Genomic DNA, 20,873 nt, shown 5'->3' with positions numbered 1-20,873 from the left:
TTTGCTATACAATGTTTAACGCAGGATTTCTAGTGATTTGAAGTGGCAATCTATCTTCAAAAAATGATTGTAAAGAGTTCGAAGAAAAAGAGATTCTTTGAAGCTCTTTATTTTTCTTGTTAAAATAGAATTTCAGAAGCTGGAATAACTTTAATTTTATATTTGGTCTGAGTCATATCAGCCCAAAGCCAGTTATGGAAATCAATTAACGTTTTAGCAGAACAGTGAGGACGGTCGGCTGTAGTATGGCAATCACTAACTACAGTTATGTCATAATCCTTGGAGAGAGCCGATTTAATAGTTGTGTCTACACAGTAATCTGAGGCACAGCCGGTAAAATAAAGTTTTTCAATTCCATGCTTTGTCAGTAGCTCTTGCAGATTGGTTTTGTAAAAAGAGTCGTTAGCTAGCTTTTCAACAACAATATCTTCTGGGTGAACGGGAAGTTCGTCCACTATTTCCCACTCTTTTGTATTCGGAAAGCAATAGTTATCTACTACTCCATTGTGCTGTATAAAGATAACTTTCTTGTTGTGCCGGCGAAACTTTTCTGCAAGTGCAGCAATGCGCTGAATTACATTTTCGGCATTATAACGAGGTACAGTAAATGCTACTTTCTGCATATCAACAATAATCAGTGCTTCTGTTGTTTCCATAGATAATTGTTTATTTTTTATGCAAAAGTAGATAATAACTTCTGAGAAAAAGAATATTTTCCAGACAATAGTTCTGCGGGATGGACAGAAAAAATCCTGCGTAAACGCCATATTGCTATGTTGAGTTTACTGCAGGATTTTAATTTATGCTATATTCAGTGCATGGAATAAAGATTTCCCCAATAATTATATATCAGATATAAATTTTTATCTATGCTACATCTATTGCATGGTTATCTTCTAAAAAATCGCATATAGGATTACCATATTTCAGTTTATATTATATCCAGAGGATACTGAAGAGTTTATAAATGAAATAGTCTCCTGAATATGATTTAATTCAGATCGATAATCATTGCTGATTTTGTCGGAACTTCTATTTTATTTGTCCAGTTAAGTGCATTTCCTGAAATAATATCTGTACCAGAATGATGATTGCCCAAACACTCGGCAAAGCGAATAGTTTGCAGTTCTTGTTTGTCGTTGTTGTTATTGAGAATAACCATAACCTTCTTATCACCTTTGATCCTAAAGTAAACATATACGCCGTTCTGAGGAGCGAATTGAGTCATTGTTCCGTACTTAACGGCTTCATTGCTCTTGCGCCAGTTCTGAATACGCTTCATATAATCAAGTGCTTCGATTTGGTCGTTTGTGAGGCCTTGTCTTGTAAAAATGCTGACTTTATCTTCTGCCCAGCCACCGGGGAAGTCTTTACGCATAACGCCATCGCCGCTTCCCTTTACTCCTGTCATTAGAGCTTCTGTTCCGGCATACATCTGTGGAATTCCACGGGTGGTAAGCAAAAAGGCCATTGCCAACTTATAAACTTTAAAATCTTCTTTTATCAGCGTGTAAAAACGTGAAGTGTCATGATTATCACCAAAAATCATTATGTTCATTGGGTTAGCCATCAGGAAGTCCTGGCTGAATATATCATAAAGACGATTCATTCCGGTATCTCCCCATCCGTCACCTTCGGCAAAAGCTGTAGGGATAGCATTGTGAAGAGGGAAGTCCATTATAGTAGGAAGGTTTGAATTATACTTATCCAGATTGGGAGCATCTTTCTGCCAGTACGATGTCATTGATGGATAATTGAGCCATACTTCACCAACCATATTGAAATGTGGATATTCTGCAAGAATCTGTTTAGCCCATTCGCTGACAAATTGTTTATCGGGATACTGGTGTGTATCGCTTCGTACACCGCTTAGACCAGCATATTCAATCCACCAGATAGAATTTTGAATCAAGTAAGTAGCTAAGAATGGATTTCTTTGATTCAGATCGGGCATTGATTCGGCAAACCATCCGTCCGACATACCTTTTGCATCAATCTCTGCTTTGTGAGGATCAAAGACTGTTGTGCCCCGGAAATTGCATATCTTCATGTCCGGATAGTTGTTTATCCAATCGTTTGAAGGCAGGTCTTTGTATATCCACCAATCTTTTCCGCTATGGTTTACTATGTAGTCTATAATCAGCTTAATGTTTCTTTTCTTGCATTCTTCAGCAAGTTTTTTGTATAGCTCATTGCTACCGTGTCGCGGATCAACTTTATAATAATCGGTAGTTGCATATCCATGATAGGAAGTCGATGAAGCATTGTTTTCAACCACAGGAGTAAGCCACAAAGCTGTATATCCCATTGAAGAAATGTAATCCAGATTATTAATGATTCCCTGAATATCTCCTCCATGACGGGCATCCGGATTTAGTCTGTCGGTTCCATCAGGATAGCCCTTTACGAAATCGTTTTTTGTATCGCCGTTTACAAACCTGTCGGGCATAATTTCGTAAATAACGTCTCCGCTATTAAATCCTTCGCGATTGGCGGATGCTTGTTCACGAGCCTTTAACTCATATTGATAGGTTGCAAACTTTTTATTGTTTTGTAGAAAGGTGATATTAAACTTTCCTGCTTTGGCTACAAGAGAATCAATGGATAAGTCAATAAACAGATAGTTTGGATTAGCTACTTTGTTCACTTTCGTAATCTTAACTCCGGGATAATTTATTGAAACCTGATTCTTTGAAATGTCTTTGCCATACACCAGTAATTGTAGATTAGGGTTTTTCATACCTACCCACCAGAAGGTAGGTTCAACTTTTTCGACCTGAGCATAGAGGCTCGTTACGAAAAATAGAGATAAGAGAAATAATAGTTTTTTCATTGTAAATAAATTGAAGTTATAATTTATAGTAACTGTTTTATAAAGTCATATTTTTAAATCAGCTTTTTAATTCCTTTATAATCGATGTAATAGATTACTCTCAACGATAAATTGTTGAGTAGGGAATGAGAAAAAACGTTTTTCAGATTATTGAAATAGTCAGCTTTTCTGTTTTGATCCGTAAATGAATAGTAGTTTTTCCAGACTACAGATAGCTCGCTTCCCGGTAAGAATTGCCAGGTATACGAAACATCGGAGTTAAACAGGCTAACATTCGTATCATAGTTTCTTTTGGTTTCATAGTGTTGCATGTCTCCATTGTGCTTCAGGAGATAATATTCCTGATAGCGAACGTTCGACCAGTAATGCCTTAGTCTTAGATTGAGCGAACTTTTGTTGGATAAGGAATATTTTACGGTGAAAATATTGTCCATCTCGGAAATGTTTCGTCTGCCGAAGAAGATAGAATCATTAACGATATTCTTATCTACATAGCCAATGGCATTTTGCAGGAATGACCAGGTCGCTTTATAATCGAACGAAAGACGATCGTTTACAAGATATCGTGGATGAAAAGTCAGGTAAGACGAACTCTTATGATAACGTGTAGCCTGCCAGTAACCAACCAGAGCTGTGAAAGCTAATTTCTTACGCCAGTCCGATGAATATTCAATGCCGATTGTTGTTGTGTTATTGCATTCAGCATCCCGAATCCCCAACCATTTGAAGTATAGCCCGATATTTTGGTAGCGTTGTATAGACTTGTCTCAGCCGGATTCTTTAGAATTACCTCGTTGGTGTTTAGCTGAGCCGAAACTTTATTGTAATTACTAGGTTGCCCGCCTATACGTCGTGAATAAAAGATATCTCCTTTGCTGAAGAGTTCAGTTCCTTCGGTGAAGAATTGTCGTTTTTCATCGTATTTAGTTTCAACAGACGTCAGATTAAGAATATTATCATCTGCTCTGGTTTGTCCAAAATCGGGGATTAACATCATGTCGAGGGTAAAACTTTCATTTAGACCATATTTAAAGTCCATTCCTCCTTTGAAAGATAACTTATTCTTGTCGTAATACGTTGTCATATATGGCATCAGCGATAGTCGGGTAGGGGGATTAATGTTTTTTAGCCCATGCATTTCCCCGGCCTGGTTGAGCCATCCGTTTTTGTTCTTATCTACAAAGTTCCATGTAATGGCTTCTCCATTACGCTTTATTAAACGGAAGAAGTTTATTTCCCATAATTGAATATCCTTCTTGGGAAACCGTATAGCTGAGAATGGAATCTCCATTTCTGCAATCCAGCCTTGTTTCGTTTTTGCCACAGCACTTTTCCAAACAGCATCCCAGGTTTTGTGCATGGCATTCAAATCGTTTTTGGAATCCATCTGTACACCTGCGGCCGATACCATAAATTCTGTTGAATTAAGACCGTTATTATACGGGTTTATCTCTACCGAGAAGAGGTCGGCATTAGCCTCATCGCCAGAATCCCGTTCGGCCAGTTCCGAGAAAATTGAATCGGGTTTACTGTCATAGAGCACCGCCAGTACGTAAATGGAATTATCATCATATAGCATCTTCACTTCTGTTTTCTGTGAAGGTTTGCCTCCATTAACCGGACTTTGTTGTATAAAGTCGGCAATGGGTTGAACTTCTTCCCAGGCTTTATCGTTGCACAAAGCGTCAATCTTTGGTGCTTTTGCCGTTTTGGTTATGGTGAACTGTTTACGAAGAGGCATTCCTTTTCCCCATGCAGACAATGACAATAAGCACATTAATAGCAAGCATATAAAATGAAGATGTTTTCGCATAGCTATAGTATCAGAATTGTTAATAACAGATTTACGCACCAAAGGAAATAATTATTTATTTCAGATAAAAAGTATTTATGCTGATGCCGTTTTTTTTATGCAAACGAATAAATAAATCACACTTTGGCATAAAAACAGAGATACATGTAGTCGTTAATATTGTTGGAAACAACAAAAAAGGTTACTTTTGTTTAAGTCTATAAATATGAATAAATACAAGAAATATGCCATCAGTGTTTAATCTTCTCAATAGCCGTAAACGTGTTTTGTTCCATATAGCCTATTGGATAAGCGTTGTTTTATTCTTTACCTTTTCGTGGGGTACGCGTTATAATAATTACTGGGTGTGTTTTTATAACGAGCTGGCGTTTTTGCCGGTAAAATTGGGGGTAACATATTTTGGCCTGTATTATGTAATTCCTAAACTATTGCTTCAACAAAAGTATTACCGTTCGGCTTTTGCCTGTGTACTGATGATGGCTGTTGGCGGTATGTTACAACGAATGCTTTCTTATTACTCCTTTATCCCGTTACTTGGAATGTCGGACCCAAAAACATCATTGTTCGATCCTACCGAAGTGCTTCATCATGTAATCAATATTAATACGGTGATGATTATACCTTTTGCTATCAAGCTTTACAGTTATTCGCTGGAAAAGGAAAACCGCATTCTCTCATTGTCTCACGAAAAAACGCAGGCGGAATTACAATTCTTGCGCAGCCAGATACAGCCCCATTTTTTCTTTAATGTGTTGAATGATCTTTATGCTATGGCTTTAAAGCGTTCGGATAATACTCCGGAGATGATTATGAAACTGTCCGACCTGATGCGTTATGTGCTGCACGAGTCTACAGCAGAGAGTGTCCCGGTAGAAAAAGAGATAAACTATATTCGTAATTACATCGATCTGGAACGGCTTCGCTACGGTAACCGCTTCTCTGTAGATTTTCAGGTGAAAGGAGATGTTGTAGGTGCTAGTATAGCACCATTGTTGCTCCTTCCGTTTGTGGAGAATGCCTTCAAGCACTCTTCAACCAACCAGATAAGCGGAGTGGTGATTCTTATAGAACTGATTATTTGCAATGGCGAATTACAGTTCAACGTATCCAATACCTACGATCCTGAGTATAAAAATCCGGATAATGTATCATCGGGCATTGGTATAAAGAATGTGTGTCACCGTTTGGATATCTTATATCCCGGAAGATATACATTTGAGACGAAAACAGTGGAGCAACATTATATAAGCACATTGAAAATAAAATTATAGCTATGAATCCGATACGTTGTTTACTGGTTGATGATGAAGAGTTGGCACTTGATGTACTTGAGATATACCTTGATCGCCTGGAAGGTTTCGAGGTTGCAGGACGTTGCAGAAATGCTCTTGAGGCAAGCAGCTTCCTGAATGAAAACCCAGTTGATCTGGTATTTCTGGATATTCAGATGCCTAAACTCAACGGCATGGAGTGGATAAAGAGTCTGCCCACTCCACCCAAAGTTATTTTTTGTACAGCCTTTAGCAACTTTGCCTTGGAGAGCTATGAGGTTAATGCCATTGATTATTTGCTAAAGCCGGTATCATTCGAACGGTTTGAGAAGGCGGTTGGTAAAGCTGCTGATATAATTCATAAGGAACAACGCCTGGCAGACTTAAAGGAAGAGGAGTTTATCTCCATTAAATCGGAGCGCAGGTTTTATAAAATTCCCATCAACAGCATCTTATATATTCATAGTCTTAGTAACTATTATCAGGTAGTAACACCCGAAAAGAAGATTATTGTATATGGCAGTCTTTCTGCGCTTGAGAATAAACTATCTGCCAACCTGTTTATCCGTATTCATAGATCTTATTTGATTGCTATAAACAAAATAGAAGCAATATCAAGCACATTTATTCTTCTTGAAGGAAAAAAAATACCAGTTGGAAGGAAATACCGGGATAGTGTCGAGGCTCTTATCGATAGAAAAAATCCTGCGTAAACGGCATATTGCTATGTTGCGCTTACTGCAGGATTTGCAAGTTTAGTAGTTATGTCTAGTGTAATGTTAGTTTAGCTGTTATGTCTGGTGTAACTATTTAATTTCTTAGTGAGAAGTAGCTAAAAGAATCAGAGAAGCAACGCCCAGGATTGTACCTACTGTCTTGGCATCGCTATTACCGTGGTGGTGTCTGCGTTCATAGCATCTGTCGTCTCTGTCACGGCAGTCTCTGTCTCTATAATCCCTGTCTCTGTATTCGCGACTTTCGTAGCGATCGTCATTATCGTAGTAATCACGGTTATCGCGATTGTTGTACTCGTTGTACTCTACGTAAACTTTCTTATTATGTCCGCGACCGTGATTTCTGTAATTCTCGTATGCTTCAATACTTATTTCTCTGCAATTACCATTGTTATGTTTGCCCTTATTTGAAGCCATGCTTACTGAACTCATTGTAACCATCATGATGGCAACCAATGTTAATATAATCTTTTTCATAACAACAAGTTTTTAATTGTTAATACCTTTGTTTCTTTGTTATGCATCAAAAGTAGGGTGAGAATATTCCCCCGTCCAGCAATATTCCCCATTCTTTGATAGGGATTTCCCTAAAAGAATAAAAAGGCAGTAAAAAGCAGCTTTATTGGCGCCTTCTTTATATAAAAATGAGTGCTAAATACGGGAAAGTCTGTTGATGGAAAGTAGATGCAGAAAAACTGGTGAATCATTTTAATCCATTGGCCAATGGATTTGTTTTATTGGTGAATAAAGTTGTGACTATTGCCCAATAAAATGAAAGAGGATAATCAATAAGAAAATGAAGTCTTTCAGAACTCGAAAATATGAGGAATATTATTACAAATAATAATTAGTGTAGTAATATTATTTAATGTATAAAATTGCGATATTTATCAAAAAAATAATTTAATTAGTAGCTTGTTTTATATAATAATCAAACTGATTTTAATTTTAAATTACTATGAAGAAAAAAACGATTAGATATTCTTTAATAATGCTGATTTTCCTAATATCTGCATTCTCGTGTGATTCATGCGAAGATGATATTGATTGGAATAAATTACCTGCAGAAACCCATGAAGGAAATAATAATATAGGGTGTTATGTAAATGGAAATTTATGGGCAGCATACAATAACAAAAGTCCTTTTATGAGCCCTGATATATGGGCTGCACTTACAAAAGATGATAATAACATGATACTATTAATAGGGACTGAGCGTAGAGATACCGAAACATCCCTGTCTTTTGTTGTTATGAACCCTAGAGAAAACGAAAAATTATCAATACAAGAGGTCGGTTTTAATTTATTAAAAGATGAGGCTTGTAACGGATACTATCAAAATATTGGTTCTATTTTTATTACCAAACTAGATACTATAAAGAATATTGTAAGCGGACGATTTTCATTTACTTTAAAATGTAAAGATTCTACTTCTGTTGTAAATGTCACTGATGGGCGATTTGATATATCACTTTTTAAAGAGTATTAGCCTTATAGTATTACAAAAGAGGTCTTAGTAGGCAAAAAAGAAGGGGTCACTTCAAAGTAGAAGCAACCCCAGTCTTATAATGTTAAGGAAAACCCTTATTTATTCTTTTTGCTCTTGTCCGGGAAAGCCGGGATAGCAGGAATATCCTTTCTTTCTGTCTTCAGTTTGTCTAAAGCAACCTCAATTGCTTTGTTCAACTGTTGGTCTTCGCCCATATATTCCTTATAAGCATCATTTTCCAGTTCAATGTTTGGTTCCACACCTCTACCTTCAATGATAAAGCCACTACCATCGGCAGCAAAAGGAGCGTAAGATGGAGTTACAATAGAACCGCCATCCACAACAGGAATTGTGCCACTGTAACCAACTACACCTCCCCAGGTTCGTTTACCAATAACGGTACCAAGGTTATTGAACTTGAAACGGTAAGGGAAGAGGTCGCCGTCAGATGCTGAATATTCATTGATGAGCAATACCTTTGGTCCCATAAATGTTCCAACCGGATTCACAGAACCTTCCTTCTGATTGGTATGCATTGTGAAGAAAGTAGGGGTACGCATCAGTCTTTCAATAATCATAGGAGATACATTTCCACCACCGTTTCCACGATCGTCAATGATCAGCGCTTTCTTCATCAGTTGAGGATAGTAATGCTTCACAAACTCATTCAGTCCTTCAACACCCATATCCGGAATATGGATATAACCAACTTCACCATTGGTAGCTTCGTTCACCTTGCGTGTGTTGTTCTCTACCCAGTTATAGTAATTAAGTTTAGAAACATCACTCAGTGGAGTAACCAACACTTTGCGTGCTCCTTTTTCGGAAGCAACTGTGTTTACGGTTAGTTCTACAGTCTTTCCAGCCTGACCAATCAATAACTCCTGTGGGTCTTGTACTTCATTTAGCAGTTTACCGTTGATGGCAATAATGTAATCGCCCTTCTTTACATCTACTCCCGGCATGGTTAGCGGATTGCGAGTAGATTTGTCCCAGTTGGCACCTTCGGTAACAGAAGCTACCTGGAAGAAACCTGAGGCATCTTTCGTGAAGCTGGCTCCAAGAAGTCCCATAGGTATGCGGGTAGGAGTAGGATGCTCGCCATTCTGAGAATAAGCATGACCAATGCTCAGCTCGCCAATCATTTCACCTAAAATGTAAGTCAGGTCGGTTCGGTGGTTTACGTATGGAATAAGTACCTTGTATTTATTGTAAACTTCGTTCCAGTCTACACCATGCATATTCTTAGCATAGAAGAAATCGCGCATCTGTCTCCAGCTTTCATTGTATATCTGCATCCATTCCTGATGATAATCAACCAGTTTCTTCATATCTCCCAGGCTGATAGGTTCGCTGATGCTAACAGCAGATGTAGGAACATCGATTACCTGCATCTTCTGGTCTTTAATAGCCAAAGCTTTCTTGTATCCGCTACCGAAGATAATATATGCACCCAAATCTGTTTCGCTCTTCTTGTCAAGGTCGTACATCACAACACTTCCCCCGCGTTGGTAATAAGCCTTTTGCCCTACCATGTGCAGATATCTGTAATTACCAGCCTGAGTAGGAAGTTCTACTACGCGACTTTCGATATTATCGAAGTTGTATACCAAAGATTCTTCCTTTACAGGAGCTTTCTTTTTCCCTTTGCTCTCTTTTGCAGGAGCAGTTTCTTTAGGCGCTGCAGTAGGATTAACCATATCATTAACCGGAGCGAATGGTATTTTTGCATCCTTGGTTAAAGGAAGAATGTATACTTTACCCATGTTGTTGTATGCATGGTTCCATTCTGTTTGACTGTAAGTTGGGTTAAATGTACGAGCCGATGTAAAGATCAGGTATTTGCCATCCGAACTGAAATTGGGAGAGTCGGAATCATACCATCCATCAGTAATAAGGTGTTTGGCTCCCGTAGCCACTTCGTAAACAATGATATTACTCATTGTCTTTTCCGGACGGGTATAGGTAATGAAACGACTATCGGGCGACCAGTTGAAGTCGTTGAATATAGACACTCCCGATTCCTCAACAATCGTTGTCTTCCCGGAAGCTAAATCGGTAATGTTGAGTGTGTTCTTCTTATCGCTCCAAAGAATATTTTTAGAATCTGGCGACCATGAATAGTCAATAATATAAGTCTTGATATCTTTAGTTGCCACACTTTCTTCTCCTGTTACTGCATTACGCACATAGATGCGGAATTCTCCGTCCTTGTCCGATACATAAGAAATGTATTTGCCGTCGGGCGACCAAAGTCCATTCTGGTCGTTAGCATCCGATGAGTTGGTTAGATTATAGGTAATACCCTCTTTTCCAGGAAGCGAGAAGATATCTCCACGGCCTGTAAGAATAACGCGTTCCCCATTTGGAGAGATGGCGTAAGAAGAGATCTGGGTACTTACATCCTTCCATTCCGGACGAGAATATACCTGATCGTTATTGATGTTGACTGTTACCTTGCTGGCCGTTTTAGTCTTTGTGTCGAACAGGTAGATGTAACCGCCATATTCGTAAACAATCTGGTCGCCACCAATACTAGGGAACTTAATATCATAATCCTTATAGAAAGTAAGCTGTTTGGTTTGTTGGGTAGAGATTTGATAAACATAAAGATTCATCACATCATCACGGTCGGAAGTGAAGTAAATCTCATCTCCGTTCTGACCCCACATAGGGAAAATGTCCTGTCTGACATTGTTAGTTATCTTCTTTGATTCCTTGGTTTTGAAATCGAAGATACGGATATCATCGGCCATACCTCCCTGATAACGTTTCCAGGTACGGAATTCACGGAACACATAGTTGTACGCCAGTTGTTTTCCGTCCGGTGAATAAGTTGAGAACCCGCCGTTCTTCAATGGAATCTCTGTAGGTATACCACCGTTTGCCGGAATGGTAAGCAGCTGACCGGTGAAGTCATTGAATGTATTCTGACGAGAACGGAACAGAATGCTCTTTCCGTCTCGGGTCCAGTCCAGTACAATGTTATTTGGTCCCATGCGGTCGCCAAGATCGTCACGACCCAGAGTGGCGGTATATGTCAGTCGTTTAGGTTCTCCGCCTTCAGCAGGCATAATGAACACTTCCGTATTTCCGTCATACTGTCCGGTGAACGCAATCTGTTTGCCGTCCGGAGAGAAGTGAGGAAACATCTCATAACCAATGTTCGAGGTTAGTTTACGCGCTGTTCCTCCCGATTTGTTCACAGAGTAAAGGTCGCCTGCATACGAGAAAACAACCTTATCGCCATGAATGTTGGGAAATCTCAGCAGTCGGCCTTCGTCAGCACTTACAGTCAATGCTGCGGAAAGGGCCAGAGCACCAAAGAATAATCTTTTTATCATAACTCTTTATTTATAATGTTTGTTTAATAACTTAAAATACAGAAATACAAATATATACAAATTTAATGTATTAATATTCTGTAATTGTAATAAAACATTAAACTAAAAATGATTCACTTACTATATTTATAACTTTTGAAGAATAAAACACTACTTTTGCACTGTTTTTGAAATAAAATAGATCAAAATGCAATCAATTATCCGTTTGGAGGGAGGAGTGGCCCGCAATGAGATGTACCGCTTTACCCATCCTCTGACTATGAGTCTGGAAGCTGGAGAACATCTGGCAATCGTTGGTCCCAACGCGAGTGGGAAGAGTTTACTGGTAGATACAATAACAGGAAAATTTCCTCTGAAAGAAGGTAAACTGGAATATGATTTCTCTCCTTCAGTCAGTAATCTGGTTTATGAAAATATAAAATATATAGCTTTCCGTGATACGTATGGTGCGGCCGATGCAAACTACTACTATCAACAAAGATGGAATGCACACGATCAGGATGATGCTCCGGTGGTAAAAGATAGTCTGGGCGAAATAACAGATACGCAACTGCGTGATGAACTGTTTGAGCTTTTTGCCATTGAACCAATGCTTGATAAGAAACTGATTCTGCTTTCCAGCGGTGAGCTTCGGAAGTTTCAGCTGACAAAGACTTTACTTACTAACCCAAGAGTGTTGATAATGGATAATCCGTTTATCGGACTCGATGCTAAGACTCGCGATTTATTGCATGATGTTTTGCAGAGGCTGACTTCTAAATCTTCCCTGCAGATTATTCTGGTGCTCTCTATGCTGGACGATATTCCCGATTTTATTACTCATGTTCTTCCGGTTAAGGCTCGTACCTGCGGTAAGAAAGTAACCAGGGAAGAATATCTGGCAAATTATGTACCTAATACAGCCACAGTCTTGTCTGAGGAAAAGAAACAAAGTATTATTGATCTGGAATACGGCGATAATTTGTTTGATTCCGAAGAGGTGGTAAAGCTAAATAAAGTTTCCATTCGTTACGGTGACCGTACCATCTTGAAAGAGCTCGACTGGCAGATTCTTCGCGGACAGAAATGGGCACTCTCCGGTGAAAACGGAGCAGGGAAATCAACATTGTTAAGCTTGGTATGTGCGGACAATCCGCAATCTTACGCTTGCGATATCAGTCTTTTCGGTCGGAAACGAGGATCGGGTGAAAGTATTTGGGAAATAAAGAAGCATATCGGATATGTATCTCCCGAGATGCACCGTGCTTACTTGAAGAATTTACCAACTATAGATATTGTTGCTTCCGGATTGCACGACTCAATTGGACTGTACAAGAAACCACGCCCAGATCAGATGTCAATCTGTGAATGGTGGATGGATATCTTTGGCATTCTGGATATCAAAGATCGTCCGTTCCTGCAAATATCATCTGGTGAACAGCGCTTGGTTCTTCTGGCTCGTGCCTTTGTGAAAGACCCTGAACTACTGATACTCGATGAACCTCTCCACGGGCTGGATACAACCAACCGAAGAAGAGTAAAAGCTATTGTTGAGGCTTTCTGCGAACGAAAGGATAAAACGATTATTTACGTAACTCACTACGAAAAGGAACTTCCAAAGTCTATTTCAGACAGACTTATGCTGAAAAGAAATAAGTAAAATAAAACGGAAAGAACAAGATACGAGAAAGGGGTTGGCCGACAAATCGGAACAACCCCTTACTTATGCTTTATTTCTTTAAATCAAACATAGAAATATAACTTTAGATGGACCTTGCGGACCCTTTCCTATGCTTTATTTCTTTAAATCTCTGTCTGCAAACCGTTTTAAATACTAAATATTCAGAGACTTAATATTGCTTTTTGTACAGCCTCTTCTATATATTTTATAAGATACTTATTCTTTGTAACAGCTTGTTGGCCCAGTTTAATTCAGTAGAAGCCCATGTAGATTCATCAGCGCTTCTTGTTTGATCCAGAAATGCTGAAAGATGGTCGATGTATTCTTTAAGGCTGGAAGCTGCTTTACCTTGTTTGTTTAAACGTAGTAATGCAAGAATTTCTTGTTTATCAGTATTCAAATTAGGAACATCTGTTACTGATTTTGCTTTTAGAATCAATGATAAACTTTCATTATTCTTTTCTTCTGTATTGTACAAAGCCATGTTTGTTTTTGCAAGCAAAACATAATCATCATCCGAAGCTACTTTGTTTTTTATATTCTTGTTTACCAATAAAGCAGCATCGTCATAGCGTTTACCGTTGAGCATCAATATTGAATTGAAAGTATTCACAGTAGACATAATTTTGTTGTAACGATGATTGATTGTGCACTCTTTGTTTTCTCCCAAACGTTCTATACGTTTGTCGAATTCAGCATAAGGACCATATTTTGAAAGGGTGTAATAATCCCTATGCTCTTCGTAGTAGTTCTTTATTTTAGTAAGACCGGAAGCCAATGCGGAAGGTTGCATGTTTTTCATTTTCAGAAAATCAATAGCACATTGATCGGCAACCTTTTCCTGATCGCGGCTATAAGTCATACCCAGTCGTTGACTTGTTTTATCGAAAATGGCCGATGAAATAAGAGCAACCGCAGCAGTAGCTGTTCCCGGTATATAATATTCACTTTTACTCATCAGGTATTCCTCGCCGGCAGCAAGAACACCTCCTACAACGCCACCCCAGAACGCAGCTCTCTTTTCGCGTGCTACTTCTTTATTTACGTTTATTATGGCATGATCTAAAACAAAGTGTGCTACTTCCGAAGCCATAATAGCGGTCAGCTCTTCTTCAGAATCTAATGTAGAAAGCAGTCCGGTACTTAACACCAAAGAACCGTTAGGCAATATAAAACTGTCGGGGGCAGGAGCCTTAAAATATAAACATTTAAAGTTCCCAATCTTTTATCATTAAAATTGTTATAAATAACAGAAGCAAAAAGTCCGTTTACATAATCTTCTGTGTACGGATCATCATAAAACAGATTTGAGCTGCTCAGGTTCTTTATGTATTCGGTAGCTTCATCATTTAAATCCTGGCGAATATCGTATTGGTATCCTTTATCCCAAATTTTTTCGTAGATATCATTCTGCAGTGCCTTATATTCCCAGAACGATTTGTTGTCGGTAGGGTTGAGGTCCATCACCTTCAGCATGCTATAAGGAATTGCAAACTGTGTGTTGTCTACAACAACAGCAGCTTTAAGTGTTTCTTCTGAATTCGCTCCTCTTTCAGTTAATACTAGCTGATTAAATTTTAAAGGAGTGCCAGCTTTATACTCTTCATAGTCTTTTTTAAAAGTACCATCGATATAAAAAGGGAAGCTTTTTAATATTTTCTGTGCACCGACATTGCATAGAGATAAACTGAATAAACATAGTAGAATAATCTTTTTCATATTGTGTCTAGCTTTAAAGAGTTTAATTTGAAGTTAAATATATAGCTTTTATTCTTAATGCTTTGTTCAAAAAGATGTACTTTTAAAGTATTTTATGTATTAACGCTTTATTGTGAATTTTGTGTAATTCTATTTTTATATAAAACAGACACTGATTTGTTAGATACAAAAACGAAACCAGAATAAACTCTTATAGAATCTATTCTGGTTTCATTTGTAACTATTATATTATCTTAGAATTGATTATTCTTCTGTTTATGCAGAACTTGTATTTTAAATTTATACTTTAGTTAAAAACTAAACAATGTTTTAAAGTCTGTGTATTGATTGTTTGATTATCCGCAATGGAAATAAGTATTCACAACTTCTTTCATCTTTGCAGGATTATTTTGTGTATCATCACGAAGCGTTGTGTCATTGTAAGCCTTTAGCTTGCAGATAACGCCATCAATCATACTCGGACTAAATACATTGTCTTTCTCAAATATAGCCCGTTGTTGCTGCAAGCGGTCGGCAGAAGCAGAGCAACTGTCGGGCAATTGGTCGAGAGCTTTTAGCCGTTCCTGATTCTCTTCCTTATGAATATCTACATTTACGTATGTTCTTTCGGCAATACCTAATGCATCATCTATCTCAAAGCCATGGCGGCAAGCAACAGCCAGACTGGCCAATAATTGATAGATGTCTGCCGAACCATCCGGTGAGCGCATCTCTACAGTCTGTTTTTGTGTCGTATCATAATTGCTGGGACTTTCCAGCGGGTTGGCTAAAGCACACATATCTTTCTTAGCCGACCATCCCAAAGGAACACGTACCAGTACGGAGCGATTCCTGTCTCCCCAGCAAATATTGGTTGGAGCTTCCTGATGTGGCACTAGTCGGAAATAGGAGGTTGGGGTAGTGTTGCCGAAAGCTGTAATGGAAGGTGCCAGGCACATCATTCCGGCAATCGCTTTCCGTGCAGTATCCGACAATTTACCATCCTCCAACATCTGATTCTTTCCATCCTTTGTAATACGCATGTGGATATGCAGTCCGGAACCCGCTTTACCGACAGTAATTTTCGGAGCAAAAGTGATATTATACCCATATTGACTAGCTAAATTACGGATTACCCATTTGGCAATCATCAGCTGATCGGCAGCATCTTCAGCAGGAGAGGGGAGAAATTCAATCTCATTTTGTTCGTAAGTTAATCCATCCTGAGTAAAATTCCCTACTTCAGAATGCCCGTACTTTATCTTTCCGTTAGCCTGAGAAATGTATTTCATGCACAGAGTGCGGAACTGATTGAACTTATCGTAAGGACCAGATTCATGATACCCGTGCTGATCAGTGGCAGGAAAAAGTCCGTCATCCGGAGCTATAACATAATACTCCAGTTCACCCATAGCCTCAAACTCCATTCCGGTAACCTTGTTGAAAGCACGGCAAGCTTTATGCAATGTATATTCCGGTGAGCTTTCCAACGGATCTCCATCTTTATTAAAGAAAGAGCAAAGCATGGTTAGCGTAGGAATTTCGGCGAAAGGATCAACAAACGCAGTGCGAAAACGAGGAATAGCATATAAGTCACTACTACCTGCCTCAATAAAAGTAAAAAGGCTAGATCCGTCTACCCGTTCGCCACAGGTAAGTATTGCATTTAGATAAGCAGCATCGTTGATTACAAAGTTTAAAGTCTTCAGTCGCCCATCCCCGGCAGGATACATAAAGTTAATCATTCGTATCTCTTTCTCTCTGATAAAAGAGATTATATCTGCTTTGGTAAACTCAGCAGTACTTTTTTGCAGAAATTTCACCAATGAGTTGGAGTTCATCTCTAATTCGTTGTTCATATTGTTGGCTTTTTGATTAAGGTTGAATTAATCAAAGATATAGAAAATAATCAAAATGATATATTTATATCGGATTTATTTTGATTTATTTCTTTATTATTTAATAAAAAAGGCTGTAAGAATGTGTTTATGTATCTAAATGAAAGTTTTACAGCTTGTGGTTGCTATTTTTTTTGTTGTCCTTCATTTATTGGTTGGAGATAATAAATTCCTGGAAGTAGTTCTTAAAATGCCTGAAAAATATTGCGAATGATGCCTATCTATCCTGAATGTAAGTTTGGGATAGATGACAGCATAAACAGTATTGTTGAGGTAATATTGAAAAGGCTAAAGTAAATAGTTATTCTATATCCTTGATTCTTTCAATCTGTCTATTCAGAAAATAATCAGCATATAGGCTATAATCCTCCGTTTCGTAGAAAGCTATCAATCCTTTTCTGTAATTCAGAATATCAGAGTCTTTAGCGGAATATACAGGGATTATGCCTGCGTTCATCAATGCAATGCTTTCTATCATTCGTGCAGTCCGCTTGTTTCCATCAATGAAAGGTTGCAGACGAGCCAAATTACAATGCAAATACACTGCCTTCTCTAAAGGATTGGTATATCCTTCTTGCTGAAAAAGGATTTCATTTAGTTTACTTTTTATTTCTTGTTGATTCTTTGGTGGGATATAATTCGTTCCGCTAATACGAACAGCACGTGTCCGTAATGAGCCCGATTCTTCATTAGATACCAATCCTGTAGAAATAGATTGATGTACTCTGAAAAAAGTACGTTCGTCTATAATTTCTTGATTTTGTTCTTTATGGATATATTCTAATTCGGAAATAAAAGTGTTGTAGAGGTTTTTAAGCATCTTGGCATCCTCGTATCTTTTTTCAGAAGTTATACCGTCTTTCAGTAATGCTTCGGTTTCAACGTAAGTATAAGTATTGCCTTCTATCTTGCCCGAATAGTAGCACCAAACCACAGCTAAGTCCTTTATTTCATTAGAATAAAGTTCGGATAACTTAGATAGAGGATTCTCCAAAATGAAAGAAGCCTTCTTTTGTTGTTCTTCGTTGAATATCGGTTTCATATTTTGGCTTACTTAGGTGTATTATTTATATACCATTCAAAAGTAATAAAAAAAATCGGTTTTACTATATACCCCTCGAAAATCCCTTAAATCGTTGGAGAATCAGTGGTTTTAGTCTTCTTCTTTAATCCTTAAAGCAAAAATCCTTGTAACTATATACTGAAATTCAGTTAGTTACAAGGATTATATGAGGTCTCTGGCGGATTCGAACCGCCGTAGACGGTTTTGCAGACCGGTGCCTAGCCACTCGGCCAAGAGACCTTATTTCGTGATTGCGAGTGCAAAGGTAATAGATATTTCTTAAAATCCAAGCATCTTGCGCTATAATTTTGCCTATCTACAGCATTTTTTCTTTTCGTTCCTCTTCAAATCTCTGCACTGTTGCTTCTTCTTTTCCATCAGATCTCTTAATTCACAGCCACTTGTGCAATTTGCACATGGGTTTTCATTGTTATTCGAATTTCTGAAAAAAAGTACAATTCTGTTTCCTACGTAGAATACACAGAAGAAAACAATTGCCGAAACGATTAATTCTTGTAAGCTCATAGTAGCATATTTCCTATTTGATAAAAACTAAAGGCGATAATCCAAGCCAGCGATGTGGTATACAACGCTGCAAATGCGGCCCATTTCCAACTGCCGGACTCTTGCTTGATAGCTGCAAGTGTGGCAATGCAGGGGAAATAGATAAGAACAAAAAGCATCAGACTGTAAGCGGCTAGCGGAGTAATAGGTATACGCTCTGCCAGACTTTTTTTGCTTACTCCTGCATCGTTGGTGTATAGAACACCAAGTGTGCTGACTACTAATTCCTTTGCTCCAACACCCGAAACCAAACCAATTCCAAGTTTCCAGTCGAAGCCTAATGGCTTGATTGCAGGCTCAATGGCTTTTCCAATCTGACCGATATAGGAATTTTCCTGTTGTTCTGCTACGGTCTTGTATGCATTGTGATTAGGATAGTAACCCAAATACCAGATTATAATAGAAGCAATCATGATTACTCCTCCCATCTTTCTGAGGTATTGCTGTCCTTTTTCCCATGTGTGGCGGGTAATGGCTTTCATGGTTGGCATTCGATAGGGAGGAAGCTCCATTACAAAAGGAGTGTCTTCACCTTTAACAAGTACTTTGCTGAACAATCGGGCCATTAATACAGCCAGAAGTATTCCGGTTACATAGATAGATAGCAGCACCAGACTAGCCTTGCCCGGGAAGAATGTTCCAACCAGCAACAAGTATATAGGTAAGCGTGCGCTACAACTCATCAATGGATTTACCAGTATGGTGATAAGTCGGCTCTTTCTGTTCTCAATGGTTCTTGATGCAAGAATAGCGGGTACATTACAACCAAATCCCATTACCAATGGAATGAATGATTTTCCGTGAAGTCCCATCTTGTGCATAATCTTATCCATAATGAAAGCTGCACGAGCCATGTATCCCGAATCCTCCATTAAAGAAATGAAGAAGTAAAGAAGCAGAATGTTAGGAAGGAAAACAATAACTCCACCAACTCCGCCGATTATTCCATCTACAATCATATCTTTCAGCGGGCCTGCTGTCATCGTGTTTTCTACAAAGTGTCTGAGAACGTCTACCAGCCATTCAAGTCCAGCCATTGGATAAGCTCCAATAGAGAATGTACCTTGAAACATGATCCACATGAATAGGAAGAATATAGGGTATCCCCATATTTTATGCGTAACAATGGTATCCAAAACCTTTGTCATCTGATCCTTTTCCAGGTGATTATCTATAAAGGTTTCTTTGAGCGCTCCTGTGATGAATCCATATTTGGCGTTGGTAATAGCCGATTCGCTATCCTCATTCATTGCAACCTGAATCTTTCTAGCAGCTTTTTCTTTCGCGGCAAATATTTCGATACTATTAGGAAGCGTGTGGATAACTTTCTCTACGCTTTTATCGTTCTCAAGCAGCTTAATGGAAAGATAACGAGTAGAGTATAGATGTCTGATCTCTTCATTCTTTGAGATCTCAGCTTTTACATACTCTATTCCTTTTTCTATATCTGGTCCGTGGTTGATATGAATGTGTCGGTATATCTTCTGACGTGAGTTGTCCGGTGCCACATAATCGTCCATGTGTTCTTCATGTTCGGCTTCGTTTACGTTGGTACGATGCCAATCTTGCAATTCCTTTAAAACCTCTTTATTGATTTCACCGTTCTTGCCAAAGAAGTCGGCTCCTTCGTATAGGTTGATTACTAAGTGGAACAGATGCTCTATTCCAAGGTTCTTTTTGCAGACAGTTGGGACCATTGGTACACCAAACAGTTTGCTTAATAACCTGTAATTTAATTTATTGCCACTAGCTTCAAGCTCGTCGTACATATTAAGCGCTATCACCATACGCACATTCATATCGATAAGCTGAGTGGTAAGGTATAAATTACGTTCCAGATTTGAAGCATCAACAACGTTGATTATAATGTCCGGAGTTTCTTCAATGATGTGTTGGCGTACATAAATCTCTTCGGGAGTGTATGCCGACAGGGAATAAGTACCGGGAAGATCCACAATCTTAAATCGGTAACCCTGGAAATCGAAGAAACCTTCTTTGGCATCCACTGTTACACCACTGTAGTTTCCCACATGTTCGTGAGCTCCGGATGCCAGATTAAATAAAGAAGTCTTGCCGCAATTAGGGTTTCCTACCAATGCTACATTGATGGTTCTACGCTTTCTTAAAGCAAGATTTTTAAGCTCATCTTCAGTTAAAAGTCTTTCTTCTTTAATTGATCCGTGAAAATGAGACGATACGCCAGTTTGTTCTTCAGCTTCTTGCTCACTGATAATTTCAATCATTTCAGCTTCACTTCTGCGAAGTGAAATTTCATATCCAAGAATTTTATATTTAATAGGATCTTTAAGAGGAGCATTCAACAGCACTTCGACCACTTTTCCTTTGATGAATCCCATCTCCACAATTCTTTTGCGGAATCCGCCATGGCCCATTACCTTTACAATTACGCCTCTTTCGCCTGTGTTTAGTTCAGATAAACGCATACTTAACATTGTTTTATACAAAGATAGAGTATAATAGTTGAGTGAACAAATTATTTAGAATG

At 38.5% G+C, this 20,873-nt stretch carries 15 protein-coding genes and 1 tRNA gene; 4 read left to right on the top strand and 12 right to left on the bottom strand.

Features of this window, described 5'->3' with window-relative positions; all coding sequences use genetic code 11:
• Window positions 1-119: 119 nt before the first annotated feature.
• From BUC21_RS15285 to BUC21_RS15275, 4 genes are all read right to left on the bottom strand, one after another.
• Complete coding sequence (locus tag BUC21_RS15285) at window positions 120-656, bottom strand: cysteine hydrolase family protein (protein ID WP_073404006.1); 537 nt, start codon at window positions 654-656, stop codon at window positions 120-122.
• A 335-nt stretch (window positions 657-991) separates the two neighbouring features.
• Entirely contained in the window at window positions 992-2,833 is a 1,842-nt protein-coding gene (locus BUC21_RS15280; protein ID WP_073404004.1) for a glycoside hydrolase family 13 protein, read from the bottom strand.
• A 53-nt stretch (window positions 2,834-2,886) separates the two neighbouring features.
• Window positions 2,887-3,552, bottom strand: a complete 666-nt coding sequence (locus tag BUC21_RS16335; protein WP_139261470.1) for a DUF5916 domain-containing protein — start codon at window positions 3,550-3,552, stop codon at window positions 2,887-2,889.
• Window positions 3,474-4,646: a DUF5916 domain-containing protein gene (locus tag BUC21_RS15275; RefSeq protein ID WP_139261468.1), complete on the bottom strand. Its 1,173-nt coding sequence runs from the start codon at window positions 4,644-4,646 to the stop codon at window positions 3,474-3,476. Before BUC21_RS15275 ends, BUC21_RS16335 begins: the two co-directional genes overlap by 79 nt.
• A 224-nt stretch (window positions 4,647-4,870) precedes the next feature.
• Here BUC21_RS15275 and BUC21_RS15270 point away from each other — a divergent pair, with 224 nt between their 5' ends.
• Window positions 4,871-5,917, top strand: a complete 1,047-nt coding sequence (locus tag BUC21_RS15270) for a sensor histidine kinase (protein WP_073404000.1) — start codon at window positions 4,871-4,873, stop codon at window positions 5,915-5,917.
• A gap of 2 nt (window positions 5,918-5,919) precedes the next feature.
• The gene (locus BUC21_RS15265) at window positions 5,920-6,630 is read left to right on the top strand and encodes a LytR/AlgR family response regulator transcription factor (protein ID WP_073403998.1); all 711 of its coding nucleotides are present in this window, start codon (window positions 5,920-5,922) and stop codon (window positions 6,628-6,630) included.
• Between the two features lie 105 nt (window positions 6,631-6,735).
• Here BUC21_RS15265 and BUC21_RS15260 read toward each other — a convergent pair whose 3' ends face one another.
• Window positions 6,736-7,128 (bottom strand): hypothetical protein, encoded by a 393-nt coding sequence (locus BUC21_RS15260; protein WP_073403996.1) that lies wholly within the window; start codon window positions 7,126-7,128, stop codon window positions 6,736-6,738.
• 481 nt (window positions 7,129-7,609) lie between these two features.
• Between BUC21_RS15260 and BUC21_RS15255 the strand changes: the two genes are divergently transcribed.
• Entirely contained in the window at window positions 7,610-8,140 is a 531-nt protein-coding gene (locus tag BUC21_RS15255) for a Riean_0653 family protein (RefSeq protein WP_073403994.1), read from the top strand.
• Between the two features lie 95 nt (window positions 8,141-8,235).
• Here BUC21_RS15255 and BUC21_RS15250 read toward each other — a convergent pair whose 3' ends face one another.
• The gene (locus tag BUC21_RS15250) at window positions 8,236-11,484 is read right to left on the bottom strand and encodes a S41 family peptidase (protein WP_073403992.1); all 3,249 of its coding nucleotides are present in this window, start codon (window positions 11,482-11,484) and stop codon (window positions 8,236-8,238) included.
• Window positions 11,485-11,671: 187 nt separating this feature from the next.
• Between BUC21_RS15250 and BUC21_RS15245 the strand changes: the two genes are divergently transcribed.
• Window positions 11,672-13,123, top strand: a complete 1,452-nt coding sequence (locus BUC21_RS15245; protein ID WP_073403990.1) for an ATP-binding cassette domain-containing protein — start codon at window positions 11,672-11,674, stop codon at window positions 13,121-13,123.
• A gap of 226 nt (window positions 13,124-13,349) precedes the next feature.
• Here BUC21_RS15245 and BUC21_RS15240 read toward each other — a convergent pair whose 3' ends face one another.
• The 6 genes from BUC21_RS15240 to feoB all read right to left on the bottom strand — a co-directional run bounded on the left by BUC21_RS15240 (window position 13,350) and on the right by feoB (window position 20,811).
• Window positions 13,350-14,294: a M48 family metalloprotease gene (locus tag BUC21_RS15240; protein WP_245797138.1), complete on the bottom strand. Its 945-nt coding sequence runs from the start codon at window positions 14,292-14,294 to the stop codon at window positions 13,350-13,352.
• Window positions 14,288-14,863 (bottom strand): hypothetical protein, encoded by a 576-nt coding sequence (locus tag BUC21_RS15235; RefSeq protein ID WP_073403987.1) that lies wholly within the window; start codon window positions 14,861-14,863, stop codon window positions 14,288-14,290. Before BUC21_RS15235 ends, BUC21_RS15240 begins: the two co-directional genes overlap by 7 nt.
• A 335-nt stretch (window positions 14,864-15,198) precedes the next feature.
• Window positions 15,199-16,701, bottom strand: coding sequence for a glutamine synthetase family protein (locus tag BUC21_RS15230; protein WP_073403986.1), 1,503 nt, complete (start codon window positions 16,699-16,701; stop codon window positions 15,199-15,201).
• Between the two features lie 340 nt (window positions 16,702-17,041).
• On the bottom strand, window positions 17,042-17,782 hold the full coding sequence (locus BUC21_RS15225) for a Fic family protein (RefSeq protein WP_073403985.1): 741 nt from the start codon (window positions 17,780-17,782) through the stop codon (window positions 17,042-17,044).
• A 190-nt stretch (window positions 17,783-17,972) separates the two neighbouring features.
• A tRNA-Cys gene (locus BUC21_RS15220) sits at window positions 17,973-18,043 on the bottom strand.
• 281 nt (window positions 18,044-18,324) lie between these two features.
• Window positions 18,325-20,811: a ferrous iron transport protein B gene (feoB, locus tag BUC21_RS15210; RefSeq protein ID WP_073403983.1), complete on the bottom strand. Its 2,487-nt coding sequence runs from the start codon at window positions 20,809-20,811 to the stop codon at window positions 18,325-18,327.
• Window positions 20,812-20,873 lie beyond the last annotated feature (62 nt).

Source organism: Bacteroides luti (assembly GCF_900128905.1).
GTDB classification, from domain to species: Bacteria; Bacteroidota; Bacteroidia; order Bacteroidales; family Bacteroidaceae; genus Bacteroides; species Bacteroides luti.
The sequence above is the reverse complement of the archived record's forward strand: the minus strand, read 5'-3'. Positions and strand labels throughout refer to the sequence as shown.